Here is a 14,763-nt window from a genome sequence, read left to right as displayed (position 1 = left end):
CGGCGGGCCCGCGCTATCCTGATGGCGCTGGTGGGATACCCGCACTATCTTACGAGGCATGGACGCCTTCACCCCGCTCATCGCCCTCCATGCCCTGTGCGCCCTGTTCGTGATCCTGCTGGGCCCCGTGCAGATCCTGCGGCCGCGCCGCGACCGCGCCCATCGGCGTCTGGGCACGGCGTGGGTCGCGGTCATGGTGGTGACCTGCCTGACCAGCCTCGGCATCCATCCGGACGGCTTCAACGCGCTGCACGTCCTGGCGATCTGGACGCTGGTGTGCATGGTCATCGCCGTGGTCGCGATCCGACGCCGGAACGTCGGGACGCATCGGGGCTTCATGGTCGGCTCGTACATCGGCACGCTCATCGCCTTCGGCTTCGCGGTCCTCGCCCCGGGGCGGGCCATCATGGGCCTGCTGCGGCAGGATCCGCTCGTGGCGCTGGCCGCGCTCGCGGCCACCGTCGCCGTCATCGGGGCCGGCCTGCTGCTCGCGCTGCGAGAGCCGCCGGTCGCCGATGCACGAGAGGTCTGATCCGCATCGGTCGGCGGGTCCGGCGGCGCAGGGCCCCGGACAGGAAAGTGCCCCGGCTCGTCCCCACGAGCCGGGGCCATCCCTTTCCCCCGCGGTCCCGGTCAGCGGTCCCCGGCGTCCTCCTCAGTCAGCCGGTTTCCTCACGGGAACGCGTTGGGTAGAACATAACCCGATCCGGCTGGATTTTCACCGTCCGCTCGCTCCCAAACCGCTGGGAATCCCCAGGCAGGACGCGTGCGGGGGTGCTCCGCGCGGCGAATGCACATGTGGCGGAGCCGAGGCGGGGGTGATCGGTGGGGTATCGGGGAGGCAGTGCCCCGGGGAGAAGTCCCCATCGACGGGCGCCGGGATCCGGAGCAGGCTGGAAGGACCGTCAGGGTCGGGTCGCCCGCTCCGATGCGGCGCTGTCGGCCGCATCGGAGCGGCGGTACAGCGCCGCCAGCAGGGCGCCGGAGAGGTTGTGCCAGATAGAGAACACCGCTCCCGGGAGGGCCGCGGCGGGGGAGAAGTACTGCGCGGCGAGCCCCGCGGCCAGTCCCGAGTTCTGCATGCCGACCTCGATGGAGACCGTGCGGGCCGCACGGACCGGCTGCCGGCAGGCGCGGGCGACGCCGTAGCCCAGCAGGTACCCCAGGCCGTTGTGCAGGATCACCGCCGCCAGCACCAGCAGCCCGGCCTGCAGGATCTGGTCGGCGCTGTTGCCGACGACGGCGACGACGACCAGGGAGATCGCGATCACGGAGATCCACGGCAGAGCGGGCAGGATCCGGTCCACGAGGCGGCTCAGCAGGAGGCGGACCACGAGCCCGGCGGCGACGGGCAGCAGCACGATCTTGAGGATGGTCAGCGCCATCGCACCGCCGTCGACGGGCATGTACTGCCCCGCCAGCAGCAGGGTGAGCGCGGGGGTGAGCAGGGGTGCGAGCAGGGTCGAGATCGAGGTCATCGTCACGGAGAGGGCCGTATCCGCCTTGGCGAGGTACGAGATGACGTTCGAGGAGGTGCCGCCGGGGGCGCAGCCCACGAGGATGACACCGGCCGCGAGCTCGGGCGGCAGCTGCAGGGCGAAGGAGACGCCCAGTCCGACCAGCGGCATGATGACGTACTGCGCGACCACGCCCAGCAGGACCGGCAGCGGTCGGCGGGCGACGAGGGTGAAATCCGGGACCGTGAGCGTGAGGCCCATGCCGAACATGATGATGGCGAGCAGGGTGTTGACGTAGGGGACGAGGCCGGAGGCCGGTCCGGAGAAGGCGAAGCCGACGGCGGCGCCGGCGAGGACCAGGAGCGGGAAGACCGTGACGGCCACCCGGGCGCTGCGATCCTCCTTCGCCGTCGCCGCAGGGGCGGAGGAGGCGGGCGCGTCGGTGGGGGATGTGGAAGACATGCGCCCGAGAGTACGCCTATGAGACGACCTTCTCGCGATGTGATACGCATGCTGGACGTGTGACGTGCAGATCCTGTGGCGGGGCTGGGGAGAGGGACCAAGGTCCCTTGCCGGGCCGAGGCGCCGGAGGGGAGCATCGGGGCATGACCGGAGTCCAGGACGACCAGGATGCGCCCGCGGGCCAGCGGGCGGCGCGGCTCGTCGCGGTCGGCGGGACGCTCGGCGTCCTCGCCTACCTCGTGCTGTGCGGCCTCGAGATCTTCGTGCTCGCACCGCGCGCCGGCGCCCCCGGCCGGACCCTCGCCCAGATCTACGCCGACCTCGGCGCCTCCGGGGAGCTGCCCCACGCCATGGCGCTGCCCGCCGTCGTCCTGCTGGGAGGGCTCGCCGTCTGCCTCGCGGTGATCGCCGTGACCTTCGTGTATCGGCGCATGACCTGGCTCGCCTCCGCGCTCACGTATCTCGCCCTGCTCACGATGGGCGCGCCCATGCTCGTGATCGCCGGATTCGCCCCCGGCATGGCGCTCTCCGACGTCTACGGCAACTCCGGCGCGGACTTCCACACCGTCCTCAGCGCCGGGCTCGTCGGCCTCAGCGGGGCGGCCCTGCTGTCGCTGCTCGTGCTGTGCGGGATCCTCGCCGTGGACGCGCTGCGCTCCTCCTCCCCAGGGGTCGGTCGTCCCCAGGGAGGGACCACCGCCCGCTGATCGTCCGGGGGCTCTGCGAGACTGCGGGGTATGAGCACCCCACCCGGCACCCCGCCCGTGACGCCGCTCCACGAGGAGGCCCTCGCCGCGCTGCGCGAGCTCACCGGACGGGAGGACGCCGTCTTCCACGACGGGCAGTTCGAGGCGATCTCCGCGCTCGTCGCGGAACGGCGCCGCGCACTCGTGGTGCAGCGGACCGGCTGGGGCAAGTCCGCCGTCTACTTCCTCTCCGCGCTCCTGCAGCGCCGCCGCGGCCGCGGCCCCGCCCTCATCGTCTCCCCGCTCATCGCGCTCATGCGCGACCAGGTCGCCGCCGCCCAGCGGGCCGGGGTGCGCGCCGTCGCGATCTCCTCCGCGAATCCCACGCAGTGGGAGGAGATCGAGCAGGACCTCGCGGCCGATGCCGTGGACGTTCTGCTCGTCTCCCCGGAGCGCCTGGTCAACCCGCGTTTCCGCGAGCAGCAGCTCCCCCGGCTCATCGCCCGTCTGGGGCTGCTGGTGATCGACGAGGCCCACTGCATCTCCGACTGGGGCCATGACTTCCGCCCCGACTACCGCCGCATCCGCGACCTCGTCGCGGAGCTCGAGGACACCGTCCCGGTCCTCGCGACCACGGCCACCGCGAACGAGAGGGTCGTGCAGGACATCGGCGAGCAGATCGGCCGCCGCGCCGACGGCACGCACGCGGACGTCCTCACCGTCCGCGGGCCGCTCGCCCGCGACTCCCTGCGGCTGGGAGTGCTCAGGCTGCCCGCGGACCGCGACCGCCTCGCCTACCTCGCCGCGGTCCTCGACTCCCTTCCCGGCAGCGGCATCATCTACACCCTCACCGTCTCGGCGGCGGAGGACGTGGCACGCCTGCTGGACGCTCCGGGCCGCCCCGTGAAGGCGTACACGGGACGGACCGACCCGGACGCCCGCATCGCCCTCGAGGCGGATCTCAAGGACAACCGCGTCAAGGCGCTCGCCGCGACCAGCGCCCTCGGGATGGGCTTCGACAAGCCGGACCTCTCCTTCGTCGTCCACCTCGGCGCCCCCTCCTCCCCGATCGCCTACTACCAGCAGGTGGGGCGCGCCGGCCGCGGCACGCCGCGAGCGGATGTGCTCCTGCTCCCCGGCGCCGAGGACCCCCGCATCTGGGAGTACTTCGCGACCGCCTCCATGCCGACGCGGGACCGCGCCGAGGCCGTCCTGGCCGCCCTCGCCGACGCCGACCGGCCCCTGTCCACCGCCGCCCTCGAAGCCCGTGTCGACCTGCGTCGCACGACGCTCGACCTGCTCATGAAGGTCCTCGCGGTCGACGGCGCCGCCGAGGCCGTCCCCGGCGGCTGGATCTCCACCGGGGCGCCCTGGTCCTACGACGCCGAGCGCTACGGGCGCATCGCCGCCGCCCGCCGCCACGAGCAGGAGCAGATGCTCGCCTACGAGCGGGCGGAGGACTGCCGCATGGTCTTCCTCGCCCGCCAGCTCGACGACCAGCAGGCCCGGCCCTGCGGGCGCTGCGACGTCTGCGCCGGCCCCTGGTACCCCGCCGCGGACGCGGTCACCACCGCCGAGCGCGAACAGGTCGGCGTCGTCCTGGACCGTGTCGGAGCCGAGGTCGCCCCGCGCGCCCAATGGCCCAGCGGCCTCGAGCGCCTGCACGTGCGCGGTCCCGGCGGCGGCCCCGTCTCAGGTCGCATCCCCGCGCAGGAGCGGGCGGAGGAGGGCCGGGTGCTCGCCCGCATGTCGGACCTGGGCTGGGCCGGACGCCTGCGCGAGCTGCTCGCCCAGGACGTCGACGGGATGCCGATCGACACCGAGGTCTCCCGCGACGTCGGGGACGGGATCGTGAGGGTCCTCGCCGCCTGGGACTGGCCCGTCCGCCCTGTCGCGGTCGTGCCCCTCGCCTCCGCATCCAGACCCCGTCTGATCGGATCCCTCGCCGCGGGCCTCGCCCGCATCGGGCAGATGGAGCTGCTGCCGGAGCTGTCCCTGAGCGACCGCGCCGCGGCCGAGGGGCGCCCGCGCGCAGGCGGCAACAGCGCCTTCCGGGTCGCGGCACTCTGGGACCGCTTCCTCGTGGGCCCCGACCTCGCCGCCGCCCTCGCCCGCCTCGGCGGGGCGCCGATCCTCCTGGTCGACGACGTGATCGACTCCCGCTGGACGATGACCGTCGCCGCTCGCACGCTGCGACGCGCCGGTGCCGGCCCCGTCCTCCCTCTCGCGATCGCGCAGATCGGCTGAGGGAGCGCGCCCCGCCGCCCGACCCGGCGGGCCCTCCGCGAGCTCAGCGGCGGTGCGCGGACTTGGGCCAGTCGTGCACCGGTGCCCCGGAGCGGACGCCCTCGGCGTAGAGGCGGGTCATCTCCGCGAGCGCCTCGGGACGGGTCGCCCCGTGCAGCTCGAGCGAGCCGACGGTGTCGATCTGCCAGCGCGCGCCGTTGCGGCCCGATCGCGCCCGGCCCAGCAGCACCTCCTCGTACCGGGAGACGACCGCCTCGTCCGCGCCCAGGTCCCGCAGCCCGTCGACGGCCTGGGGGATCAGATGATGGACCAGCAGGTCCGCGACCCGCACCCGGCCCAGCCGCGGCCAGGTGATCCGCGCCTCGAGCCCCCAGCGGGCGCAGGCGAGGAAGGCGTCCTCGGCCTGCGCGAAGCTCATCCGCGACCACAGCGGGCGCCGCTCCTGCAGCAGGGAGTGCACCAGGCCGTAGAAGAACGCGGCGTTCGCGGCCATGTCCAGGCTCGTCGGCCCCGCCGGGAGCAGACGGTTCTCGAGCCGCAGATGCGGGGCATCGGTCCCGGGGTCGTAGATCGGCCGGTTCCACCGCCACACCGTCCCGTTGTGGAGCATCAGCTCGTGCAGCCGCGGGGCCGCGCCCTCGGTGAGCAGCGGCTCCTCCGCCATCGTCCGCGTCTCCGGGATGAGCGCGGGGAACATGCGCACGTTCTCCTCGAACAGGTCGAACATCGACGTGATCCAGCGCTCCCCGAACCACACCCGCGGCCGCACGCCCTGCTCGGCGTACTCCGGCGGGCGCGTGTCCAGCGACTGCACGAAGGCCGGGATGCGGGTCTCATGCCACAGCCGCTTGCCCAGCAGGAACGGGGAGTTCGCGGCGAGCGCCACCTGCGGGCCCGCGATCGCCTGCGACGCGTTCCAGGCGGCAGCGAACATCTCCGGCGCCACCTGCAGATGCAGCTGCATCGAGGTGCACGCCGACTCCGGGGAGATCGAGTCGAACAGCATGTCCAGCCCGCGACCCTCGCCATCGATCCGCAGATGGATCTCCTCCCCGCGGGCCTCGAGCACGATCTGGTCGAGGGCGTCGTAGCGGGCGCCGGGGGCCCGCCACTGCGAGCCGGCCAGCAGGTCCTGCGTGATGGTGGGCAGATGGCCGATCGGCACGATCCGGCTGCCATGGACGCGGGCGGCGGCATCGGCCCGGTCGATCCGGGAGGCGAGCTCGTCCTCGAGATCCCGCAGCCCGGTGCCCGTGGGGTGGGTGACCGGCAGGTTCACCTCGACGTTGAAGCGGCCGATCTCATGGACGTAGTCCTCGTCCAGATCCGCGAGCACCTCGACCGCGGTGAGCGCCGGCTGCTGCTCCCCGTCGACGAGGTTCATCTCGAGCTCGACGCCGATCGTCCCCTCCGCGACGAAGCTCGCCGTGTCCAGGTAGGACTCGAACAGGTCGAGGTTCCGGCGCAGCTCCAGCCGGTAGGCGGTGCGCTGCGCGCGCGTGTACTGGGTCGAGCCGATCTCACGTCCCATGCGGACCTCCGGAGCCGGGCGAAGCGGGGGAGCTCAGCATGCCACGGCGAGCACGTCGGAGGCCTCCTCCGACCGCGGACGGGACAGGGTCCGTACAATCCCTCTGGTGACCACCTCGATCCCCGCTCCGTCCCCCCTGCCCGGCGCCGATCCCGCCCCCGTGCGCAAGGCCGTCGTCCTCGCCCGCGGGCTCGGCACCCGGATGCGGCGCGCCGATGCGGACGCCCAGCTCAGCGACGCCCAGGCCGCCGTGGCCGCCTCCGGCGTGAAGGCGCTCATCGACGTGGGCCGCCCCTTCCTCGACTATGTCGTCTCCGCGCTCGCCGATGCCGGCATCACGGAGGTCTGCCTCGTCATCGGCCCCGAGCACGAGGCGCTGCGCGACTACGCGGCCGCCACCAGCGGCGGTCGCGTGCGCGTCGTCACGGCCGTCCAGGAGGAGCCCCGCGGCACGGCCGATGCGGTCGCCGCCGCCCGCGACTTCGCGGGCTCGGACCGGGTGATCGTCCTGAACTCCGACAACTACTACCCGGCCGAGGCGCTCTCCGCGCTCGCCGCCGCCCCCGGCACGGCCCTGCTGGGCTTCGACCGCGCCGCCCTCGTCGAGCGCTCGAACATCCCCGCGGAGCGGATCCGCGCCTTCGCGCTCGTCGCCGTCGACGAGGGCGAGCGGGAGGGGCTGCTCGCGGACATCGTCGAGAAGCCCGACGAGCAGACCCTCGCCGCCTATGGGGAGCAGGCCCCCGTGTCGATGAACGCGTGGCTGTTCACGCCCGCCGTCTTCGACGCCTGCGCCCGCACCGAGCTCTCGCCCCGCGGTGAGCTCGAGATCATCGACACCGTCCGGCTCCTCCTCGCCGACGGCGAGCCCATCACCGTCGTCCCCGCCGCCGTCGGCGTGCTCGACATGTCCTCGCGCGGCGACGTCACCGCCGTCCAGGACGCTCTCGCGGCCGTGGAGGTGGCCCTGTGACCAGCAGCATGACCCGCACCGGCATCTCCGCCGCGGACCCCGGCCGCGGCCCGGACGCCAGCACCTGGTTCGTGCCGGGTCGCATCGAGGTGCTCGGCAAGCACACCGACTACGCGGGCGGACGCTCTCTGCTCGCCGCCGTGGACCTGGGCCACACGGTCGCCGCGACGGTCCGCGAGGACCGGATCCTCCGCGTCACCTCCTCCCTCTCCGCGGACGAGGTCGTCCTTGACCTCGACGCCCTGCCGGAGGAGGACGCGGGCGACGGGCACTGGGGCGGATACGTCCGCGCCGTCGCCCAGCGCCTGGACGCGAACTTCCCGGGCCTCCTGCGCGGGGCGGACGTCACCGTCACCTCGACCCTGCCGGCCGCGGCCGGCATGTCCAGCTCCTCGGCGCTCATCGTCGGCGTGGCACTCGTGCTCATCGACCTCTCCGGCATCGGCGAGGACCCGCGGTTCCTGCGCGCGGTCCCGGACCGGGAGCGGCTCGCGGAGTACCTGGGCACCGTCGAGAACGGCCAGAGCTTCGGCGAGCTGGCCGGGCATCGCGGCGTCGGCACCTTCGGCGGCAGCGAGGACCACACGGGCATGCTGTGCGGGGAGAAGGACGCGCTGGTCCAGTTCTCCTTCTGCCCGGTGCGCCGCGAGCGCGTCGTCCCCTTCCCGGCCGGGCACGTCTTCGTGATCGCGGTCAGCGGCGTCGAGGCCCGCAAGACGGGGCCTGCCCTGACCGCCTACAACCGGGTGTCGCTGGCGGCATCGGAGCTGGTCCAGCGCTGGAACCTCGAGAAGGCCCGCATGGACCGCACCCTCGCGGAGGCCGTCGCCACCGCTCCTGTGTCCGGCGAGGCGATCGCCGCGCTCGTCGCGGGGGAGGAGTACCTGCCGGGCCGGCTCGCCCAGTTCCTCGCCGAATCGGAGCGGCTCGTCCCCGCGGCGGCGATCGCCCTCGAGGACGGGGACCTCGTCGAGTTCGGCGACCTGGTCGACGAATCGCAGCGCGCCGCCGAGGACGGGCTCGGCAACCAGGTCCCCGAGACGATCGCCCTGCAGCGGGGCGCGCGCGAGCTCGGGGCGGTCGCTGCGAGCGCCTTCGGCGCAGGCTTCGGCGGCAGCGTCTGGGCCCTGGTGCCCGAGGACCGGGCCGACGCCTTCGCCGCGGACTGGGAGCGCACCTATCTCGAGCAGTTCCCGCAGCATCGAGGCGCCGCCTCCGTGCTGCGCACGCGCCCGGGCCGAGCCGCGCACCGCATCGATCCGATCCGGCAGGAGGGCTGAGCCGGTGGATCCCCGTCCGGTGGACTGGCCCGGCAGCGCCCTGCTCCCGGTCGCTCCGCTGCGCCCCGTCCTCGAGCGGCTCGCCTCCCTGGCCCGCACCCACGAGGACGACGTCGAGCTCGTGCCCGGACTCGCCGAGGCGGAGGCAGCGGGGGATCCGCCGCCGGCGCTCGTCCAGATCGTCGAGGAGCTCGGGGGGATCTCCGTGCGCGGCGGCTCGGGCCTGGAGCTGCTGACGGCGAGCCGCAGCGATGAGGGCCCCTACACGCTGCTGGGCGCACCCACCACCTTCTACCCGCTGCACGAGGGCGCCGATGTCGCGGTCGTCCTCACCCTCGACGAGGACGGGCGGCCCGGCGCGGTCCACGGGATCGGCGAGGACCTCGCGCTGCGCCTGGCGGCCCCGGACCTCGGCACCTACCTGGAGCGCTACGCCGACGCCCTCGAGGCGACGCTCACGGCCCTCGACGCCTCCCCCGCGGAGGGGAGCGCCCGCGACGAGGCCGCCCGGGACCTCATGGACGAGCACCTCTTCGACGCCCTGCTGGGGACCGGCGCCGCCGCGGAGCTCCCGCTGCGCGAGATGGTCGCCCCCGCCCGTGCCGAGGGCGTGGAGCTGCCGGTCGGGGCGCTCGCCTCCGGGGACCTGCGCGATGCCGCGGTCGGGACGGGGCTCGACGTGATCGACGCCCCGATCGACGGGGATCCGCTCGAGCACCATCTGGCCTGGTGCGCGGAAGGCCTGGTCGTCTGCTGGGTGCCACGGCCATGAGCGCGCCCGGTCCGCAGGACGTGCCGGGGATCCTGGACTTCGTCTCGAGCTGCCATCCGCTGGACCGGATGCCCCCGTCGGTGTCCTACGCCCTCGCCGCGGCCGCGGACACCGTCGTCGTGCCCGAGGGGACGGTGGTGTTCGCCGACGGCGACCTGAACGACCTGGTCCACCTGGTGCGCAGCGGCGCGGTCGAGCAGCGCGAGAGCGACGGCTCGCTGCGGGCCCGGCTGGGCGAGGGGGACTTCTTCGGTCGTCGCTCGGCGACCTCCGGGACGCGCACCGGCTACTCCGCGACCGCGATCGAGGACACGGTCCTGCACCGCTTCCCGATCGGGATCTTCGACGAGCTGGTCGCCGAGGTCCCCGACGTCCGCGAGGCCTTCGCCGGCGCCGAGGTGCGCCTGCAGCATGCGCTGCGCAGCACCGGGGCGATCACCGCGATGGGCACCGTCACCGGCTCCCCGGTCCGCGATCTCGTCGCCCGGCCCGCCGTGCGCATCGGCCCCGGGTCGACCGTGCAGGAGGCCGCGGCCGCCATGACCGCCGCCGGCACCTCCCTGGCCTGCGTGCAGCAGGGCGAGGAGCTGGTCGGCGTGGTCACCGACCGCGACCTGCGCGCACGCGTCCTCGCCCAGGGGTGCGGGCTCGACACCCTCGTCGCGCAGGTGATGACCCCGGATCCGTGCACGATCCTCGGCAGCCGCTCCGCCTTCGAGGCCATGATCGTGATGGTCGAGAATGACGTCCGGCATCTGCCGGTGCGCGAGGGCGGGATGATCCTCGGGGTCGTCTCCGCGACGGATCTGTTCCGCGATCATCACAGCGTGCAGCCCATCGACCTGGCGCGCCGGGTGTCCGAGGCGTCGACCATCGGGGAGCTCGCGACGACCATGAGCGAGCTGCCGCAGCTGCAGGCCGCCCTGCTCCTGGCCGAGCAGTCGCCCGAGGAGGTCGCGCACGTGGTGACCAGCATCGTCGATGCCTGCACCTCCCGGCTGCTGGTCCTCGCCGAGGAGCGCCTGGGGCCGCCTCCGAGCCGTTACGTGTGGATGGCGGCGGGGGCGCAGGCGCGCCGCGGGCTGACCGTCGGCTCCCCTCAGAGCAGCGTGCTCGTGCGGGAGGACCTCGATCTCGGGGACGAGTTCGCCCTCGCCGACGCCGAGCAGTATTTCTCCGAGCTGGCCCGCCGCGTGAACAACGGTCTCGAGGTGTGCGGCATCGAGCAGAACGGCCACGGCCTCACCACGACCTTCCCCCGGTGGCGCCAGCCGCTGAGCCAGTGGCGGGAGTACTACGAGCGGTGGATCGTCGACCCGGACGCGGAGGAGCTCCGCGCCGTCACCGATCTGCTGGACGTCCGTCCCGTCCACGGCGATGCGGGTCTCGCGGAGGAGATCGAGGGCATCCTGAGGGATCTGCTGCGGCGTCCGGTGCCGCTGCTGCGGGCGCTGACGAGCAATGCGCTGCGCACCTCGCCGCCGCTGGGCTTCTTCCGCACCTTCGTCCTCAGCCGCGACGGCGAGGGCCAGAAGGTGCTCGACATCGAGAGCGGCGGCATCGGCCCGATCCTCGACATCGCCCGGATCTACGCGCTCGCGGCCGGGAGCCTCGCCCCCGAGTCCTTCGCGCGGCTCGAGGCCGCGCAGGAGGCGGGTCTGATGACGCCGGCCGCGGCGCGCGACCTGCTCAACGCGCTCACGCTGATGGCAGGCGTGCGGCTGCGGCATCGGCAGGAGCGGCGGGAGAGCGCACTCGCGATGAACGACGACCTCGCGCCCGATGCGATGACCGGCTACGAGCGCGGCCACCTCAAGGATGCGTTCACCATCGTGCGGGACGCGCAGACGGAGCTGCGGCGCTTCGCCGCGCAGCTGGCCTGAGCCTGCCGCCCTCTGTCCTGATCCTCAGCCCGATTCCGCGATCGCGGCGGCGAGGTCGGCGGCCAGGCGCTCGGCCTCGGCGTGCTCGAGCTCGTGCACGGTCAGGCGCAGGTGGCGCGAGGGCGGCGCGGCCTCCCCGCCCTGGCCCGTCCCCGCGTCGAGCCGGAACTCGTCCCCGGTGCGGGCCAGCCAGCCGCGGCGCATGAGCTGGTGCGCGACCTGCTGGGCGGGGGCGCGGAGGGGGACCCACAGGCTCAGCCCGTCGCCCGGCGGCACCTCGATGCCCTGTGCGCCCAGCAGCCGGGCGAACTCGGCGTTCCTGCGCGCGTACAGCGCTCCCGCCTCCTCGATGAGCTCCCGCGCCGCCGGATCGCGCAGCACCGCGTGTCCGATCCGCTGGAGCAGATGGCTCACCCAGGTGGTCCCGGCGCCCAGGCGCAGCGAGAGCCGCTGCGCGGTGCGGGGATCGGTCGCGAGGACGGCGAGGCACAGGTCGGGACCGGCGAACTTGGACACGGAGCGGACCAGCGCCCAGCGCCGATGCTCGGGGCCGATGATCGGGTGGAACGGCCTGCGGGACAGCAGGGAGTAGTAGTCGTCCTCGATGACCAGCACGTACGGGTGGTCGGCGAGGACCTCGCGCAGCTGCGCGGCGCGCGCGGCGGTGCGGGAGGCGCCGGTCGGGTTCTGCGCCCGCGGGGTGCACACGACCGCGCGGGCGCCCTGCTCGAGGGCGGCGCGCAGCCCGTCGGGGGTCATGCCCTCCTCGTCCATCGGCACGGGGAGGGCGCGGTAGCCGCCCAGGCGGACCGTGTGGATGCTCGCCAGGAAGCAGGGGTCCTCGAGAGCGACGAGGTCATCGCGCATGAGGGCCTGGGCGAGGAGCCGCTCGAGCGCGTCGACGGCGCCGCCGGCGAGGCTGAGGGACAGCTCGTCGGCGGGGACCGGGACGTCGGGGGCCATCCAGGCGCGGGCCCAGTCCTCGAAGCCGGGGTCGAAGGCCGCCTCCCCGTAGAGGACGGGGCGGCCCGCGGCGGCCGCGAGCGCCGCGCGCAGGTCGGGGATGAGAGCGGGGGAGGGGTTGCCGGCGGCCACGTCGCGCAGGGCGCCCGCCTCCGTGTAGCCCTCGCGCGCCGGGACGGCCGCCGAGGCGACGTGCGTGCCGGCGCGGCCCTGGGAGCGCACGGCCCCGGACTCGGCGAGACGGCGGTAGGCGGCGGTCGCGGTGTTGCGGTTGACGCCGAGCTGCTGCGCGAGCGAGCGGACGGGAGGGAGCGCGTCGCCGGGGGACAGGGCGCCGCGCTCGATGAGGGCGCGGATGCTGTCGGCGATCTCCGCGGCGGTGCTGCCGGAGATGGCGGGACCGGTGGGGGCGGGCACGGGGGCGAGTCTATCGGCCCGGTGCCCGGCGCCGGGCTGTCCGGCCCGTGGACGCCGCATCACCGCCGTGCTCTGCATGGGCCAGAATCGCATTTGGCATAGGTCAAACGATGAGGAGTGCAGTCATGACGGAGCAGACGACCGGCGCCGGAGAGATCGGCCGCGGACTCGCGCAGATGCTCAAGGGCGGCGTCATCATGGACGTCGTCACGCCGGAGCAGGCGAGGATCGCGCAGGAGGCCGGGGCCGTCGCCGTCATGGCCCTCGAGCGCGTGCCTGCGGACATCCGCGCCCAGGGCGGTGTCGCCCGCATGAGCGACCCCGACCTCATCGACGGCATCATCGCCGCGGTGACCATCCCGGTCATGGCGAAGGCGCGGATCGGGCACACCGTCGAGGCGCAGGTCCTGCAGGAGCTGGGCGTGGACTACATCGACGAGTCGGAGGTCCTCTCCCCGGCGGACTACGTCCACCACATCGACAAGAGGCCGTTCTCCGTGCCGTTCGTGTGCGGGGCGACGAACCTGGGGGAGGCGCTGCGCCGGATCGCCGAGGGCGCCGCGATGATCCGATCCAAGGGCGAGGCCGGCACCGGGGACGTCTCCGAGGCGACCAAGCACATCCGCACCATCACCGCGCAGATCCGCGCCCTCGCCGCGACCGGCCCCGAGGAGCTGTACGTCGCCGCGAAGGAGCTGCAGGCCCCCTACGAGCTGGTCGCCCAGGTCGCCCGGGACGGCGCCCTGCCCGTGCCGCTGTTCACCGCGGGCGGCGTCGCCACCCCGGCCGATGCCGCGCTCATGATGCAGCTCGGCGCGGACGGCGTCTTCGTCGGCTCCGGCATCTTCCGCTCCGGCGATCCCGCCGCCCGCGCCGCCGCGATCGTGAAGGCCACGACCTTCCACGACGACCCGCGCGTGATCGCCGAGGCCTCCCGCGGGCTCGGCGAGGCGATGGTCGGCATCAGCGTCGCGGAGATCCCCGCGCCGCATCGGCTGGCCGAGCGGGGCTGGTGAGCCCGCGGATCGGCGTCCTCGCCCTGCAGGGCGACGTCCGCGAGCACGTGCGGATGCTCGTGGGCATCGGGGCCGAGGCGCTCCCCGTGCGCCGCTCCTCCGAGCTCGAGGCGGTGCACGGCCTGGTCGTCCCCGGCGGCGAGTCGACCGCCATGATCCGCCTGCTGCGATCCTTCGACCTGCTCGGACCTCTGCGTGCCGCGGTCGCCGGCGGTCTGCCCGTGCTCGGCACCTGCGCCGGGCTGATCCTGCTCGCGGACCGGATCGTCGGCGGGGAGGACGGGCAGGAGGGCATCGGCGGGCTCGACGTGACCGTGCGCCGCAACGCCTTCGGCCGCCAGATCGACTCCTTCGACGCCGACCTCGACGTGCCCGTGCTCGGCCCGGAGCCGGTGCGTGCCGCCTTCATCCGCGGCCCGGTCATCGAGGAGACGGGCTCCGGCGTCGAGGTCCTCGCGAGCCTGCCCGACGGCCGCGCCGTCGCCGTGCGCCAGGGTCCCCTGATCGGCCTGTCCTTCCATCCGGAGATCACGGGCGAGGACCGCTTCCATCGGCTGCTGCGTGACGTCGTGCGGGGGTGAGGGAACGTCAGGAGGTCTCCACGTGCCGCGCCGCGGGCAACAGGAGGGCCGGAGGAAGCGCTGTCAGCGCGGTTGTGGCGAGGAACCCGGCGGGCCATCCGTGTGCCTGGATGAGCGCCCCGACCGGAGGTGCCGATGCCCCGGCGAGTCCGGCCAGGGCGACCGGTGCAGGCAACGGCCATTCTCGCATGCAGCCGGTCGCCAGCATGGCGCAGCTCAGCAGGAACAGCGTCGCTGTCGCCGAGACGACCCGCCGCTGGCCCCAGCGGTCGATGAGTCGGGCAACCTGCGGTCCGACGGCCGCATCGGCGATGGCGAACGCGCCGGTCGCTGCGCCCGCTTGCGCGAAGGATCCTGCAGCCGACTGGACGGCCCACAGCACGGCGAGGCGGCTCATCGCGACGCCGAGGCGCGCGATCGCGGCCGGGACGAAGAAGCGCAGCCCGCCCGGGGCTGCGAGCACACCGCGGTAGCGTGCGAGAGCAGGGGAGGAGA

Annotated in this window: 13 protein-coding genes; 9 read left to right on the top strand and 4 right to left on the bottom strand. The window is 73.9% G+C overall.

Features of this window, described 5'->3' with window-relative positions:
* The first annotated feature begins 58 nt into the window (after positions 1 to 58).
* Positions 59 to 532, top strand: coding sequence for a DUF2306 domain-containing protein (locus ACFFF6_RS00710; protein ID WP_376977277.1), 474 nt, complete (start codon positions 59 to 61; stop codon positions 530 to 532).
* A 373-nt stretch (positions 533 to 905) separates the two neighbouring features.
* On the opposite strand, the gene ACFFF6_RS00705 is transcribed toward ACFFF6_RS00710, so the two are convergent.
* Positions 906 to 1,919: a bile acid:sodium symporter family protein gene (locus ACFFF6_RS00705; protein ID WP_376977275.1), complete on the bottom strand. Its 1,014-nt coding sequence runs from the start codon at positions 1,917 to 1,919 to the stop codon at positions 906 to 908.
* 143 nt (positions 1,920 to 2,062) lie between these two features.
* Here ACFFF6_RS00705 and ACFFF6_RS00700 point away from each other — a divergent pair, with 143 nt between their 5' ends.
* Complete coding sequence (locus tag ACFFF6_RS00700; RefSeq protein WP_376977274.1) at positions 2,063 to 2,626, top strand: hypothetical protein; 564 nt, start codon at positions 2,063 to 2,065, stop codon at positions 2,624 to 2,626.
* A gap of 30 nt (positions 2,627 to 2,656) precedes the next feature.
* Positions 2,657 to 4,852 (top strand): RecQ family ATP-dependent DNA helicase, encoded by a 2,196-nt coding sequence (locus ACFFF6_RS00695; RefSeq protein ID WP_376977272.1) that lies wholly within the window; start codon positions 2,657 to 2,659, stop codon positions 4,850 to 4,852.
* 43 nt (positions 4,853 to 4,895) lie between these two features.
* On the opposite strand, the gene ACFFF6_RS00690 is transcribed toward ACFFF6_RS00695, so the two are convergent.
* Positions 4,896 to 6,383 (bottom strand): glutamate-cysteine ligase family protein, encoded by a 1,488-nt coding sequence (locus tag ACFFF6_RS00690; protein ID WP_376977271.1) that lies wholly within the window; start codon positions 6,381 to 6,383, stop codon positions 4,896 to 4,898.
* A 106-nt stretch (positions 6,384 to 6,489) separates the two neighbouring features.
* On the opposite strand from ACFFF6_RS00690, the gene ACFFF6_RS00685 reads away from it, so the two are divergent.
* The 4 genes from ACFFF6_RS00685 to ACFFF6_RS00670 are packed head-to-tail and all read left to right on the top strand — an operon-like array spanning position 6,490 to position 11,291.
* Positions 6,490 to 7,356 (top strand): nucleotidyltransferase family protein, encoded by an 867-nt coding sequence (locus ACFFF6_RS00685; RefSeq protein ID WP_376977270.1) that lies wholly within the window; start codon positions 6,490 to 6,492, stop codon positions 7,354 to 7,356.
* Positions 7,353 to 8,636: a galactokinase family protein gene (locus tag ACFFF6_RS00680; protein WP_376977268.1), complete on the top strand. Its 1,284-nt coding sequence runs from the start codon at positions 7,353 to 7,355 to the stop codon at positions 8,634 to 8,636. Before ACFFF6_RS00685 ends, ACFFF6_RS00680 begins: the two co-directional genes overlap by 4 nt.
* A gap of 4 nt (positions 8,637 to 8,640) precedes the next feature.
* Positions 8,641 to 9,408, top strand: a complete 768-nt coding sequence (locus ACFFF6_RS00675; RefSeq protein WP_376977267.1) for a hypothetical protein — start codon at positions 8,641 to 8,643, stop codon at positions 9,406 to 9,408.
* Complete coding sequence (locus ACFFF6_RS00670) at positions 9,405 to 11,291, top strand: putative nucleotidyltransferase substrate binding domain-containing protein (protein WP_376977266.1); 1,887 nt, start codon at positions 9,405 to 9,407, stop codon at positions 11,289 to 11,291. Before ACFFF6_RS00675 ends, ACFFF6_RS00670 begins: the two co-directional genes overlap by 4 nt.
* Positions 11,292 to 11,315: 24 nt before the next feature.
* Here the strand turns inward: ACFFF6_RS00670 and ACFFF6_RS00665 are convergent, their stop codons facing one another.
* Entirely contained in the window at positions 11,316 to 12,671 is a 1,356-nt protein-coding gene (locus ACFFF6_RS00665; protein WP_376977265.1) for an aminotransferase class I/II-fold pyridoxal phosphate-dependent enzyme, read from the bottom strand.
* A 125-nt stretch (positions 12,672 to 12,796) separates the two neighbouring features.
* Here ACFFF6_RS00665 and pdxS point away from each other — a divergent pair, with 125 nt between their 5' ends.
* Together pdxS and pdxT are read left to right on the top strand one after the other, a co-directional pair.
* On the top strand, positions 12,797 to 13,687 hold the full coding sequence (gene pdxS / locus ACFFF6_RS00660) for a pyridoxal 5'-phosphate synthase lyase subunit PdxS (RefSeq protein ID WP_376977263.1): 891 nt from the start codon (positions 12,797 to 12,799) through the stop codon (positions 13,685 to 13,687).
* A complete protein-coding gene (gene pdxT, locus ACFFF6_RS00655) occupies positions 13,681 to 14,268 on the top strand; it encodes a pyridoxal 5'-phosphate synthase glutaminase subunit PdxT (RefSeq protein WP_376977553.1) in 588 nt (195 codons plus the stop codon). Before pdxS ends, pdxT begins: the two co-directional genes overlap by 7 nt.
* 7 nt (positions 14,269 to 14,275) lie before the next feature.
* On the opposite strand, the gene ACFFF6_RS00650 is transcribed toward pdxT, so the two are convergent.
* Positions 14,276 to 14,731: an MFS transporter gene (locus tag ACFFF6_RS00650; protein ID WP_376977262.1), complete on the bottom strand. Its 456-nt coding sequence runs from the start codon at positions 14,729 to 14,731 to the stop codon at positions 14,276 to 14,278.
* Between the last annotated feature and the right edge of the window lie 32 nt (positions 14,732 to 14,763).

The organism is Brachybacterium hainanense, assembly GCF_042434575.1.
GTDB lineage: Bacteria > Actinomycetota > Actinomycetes > Actinomycetales > Dermabacteraceae > Brachybacterium > Brachybacterium hainanense.
This window is presented reverse-complemented; position numbering and strand designations above follow the sequence as displayed.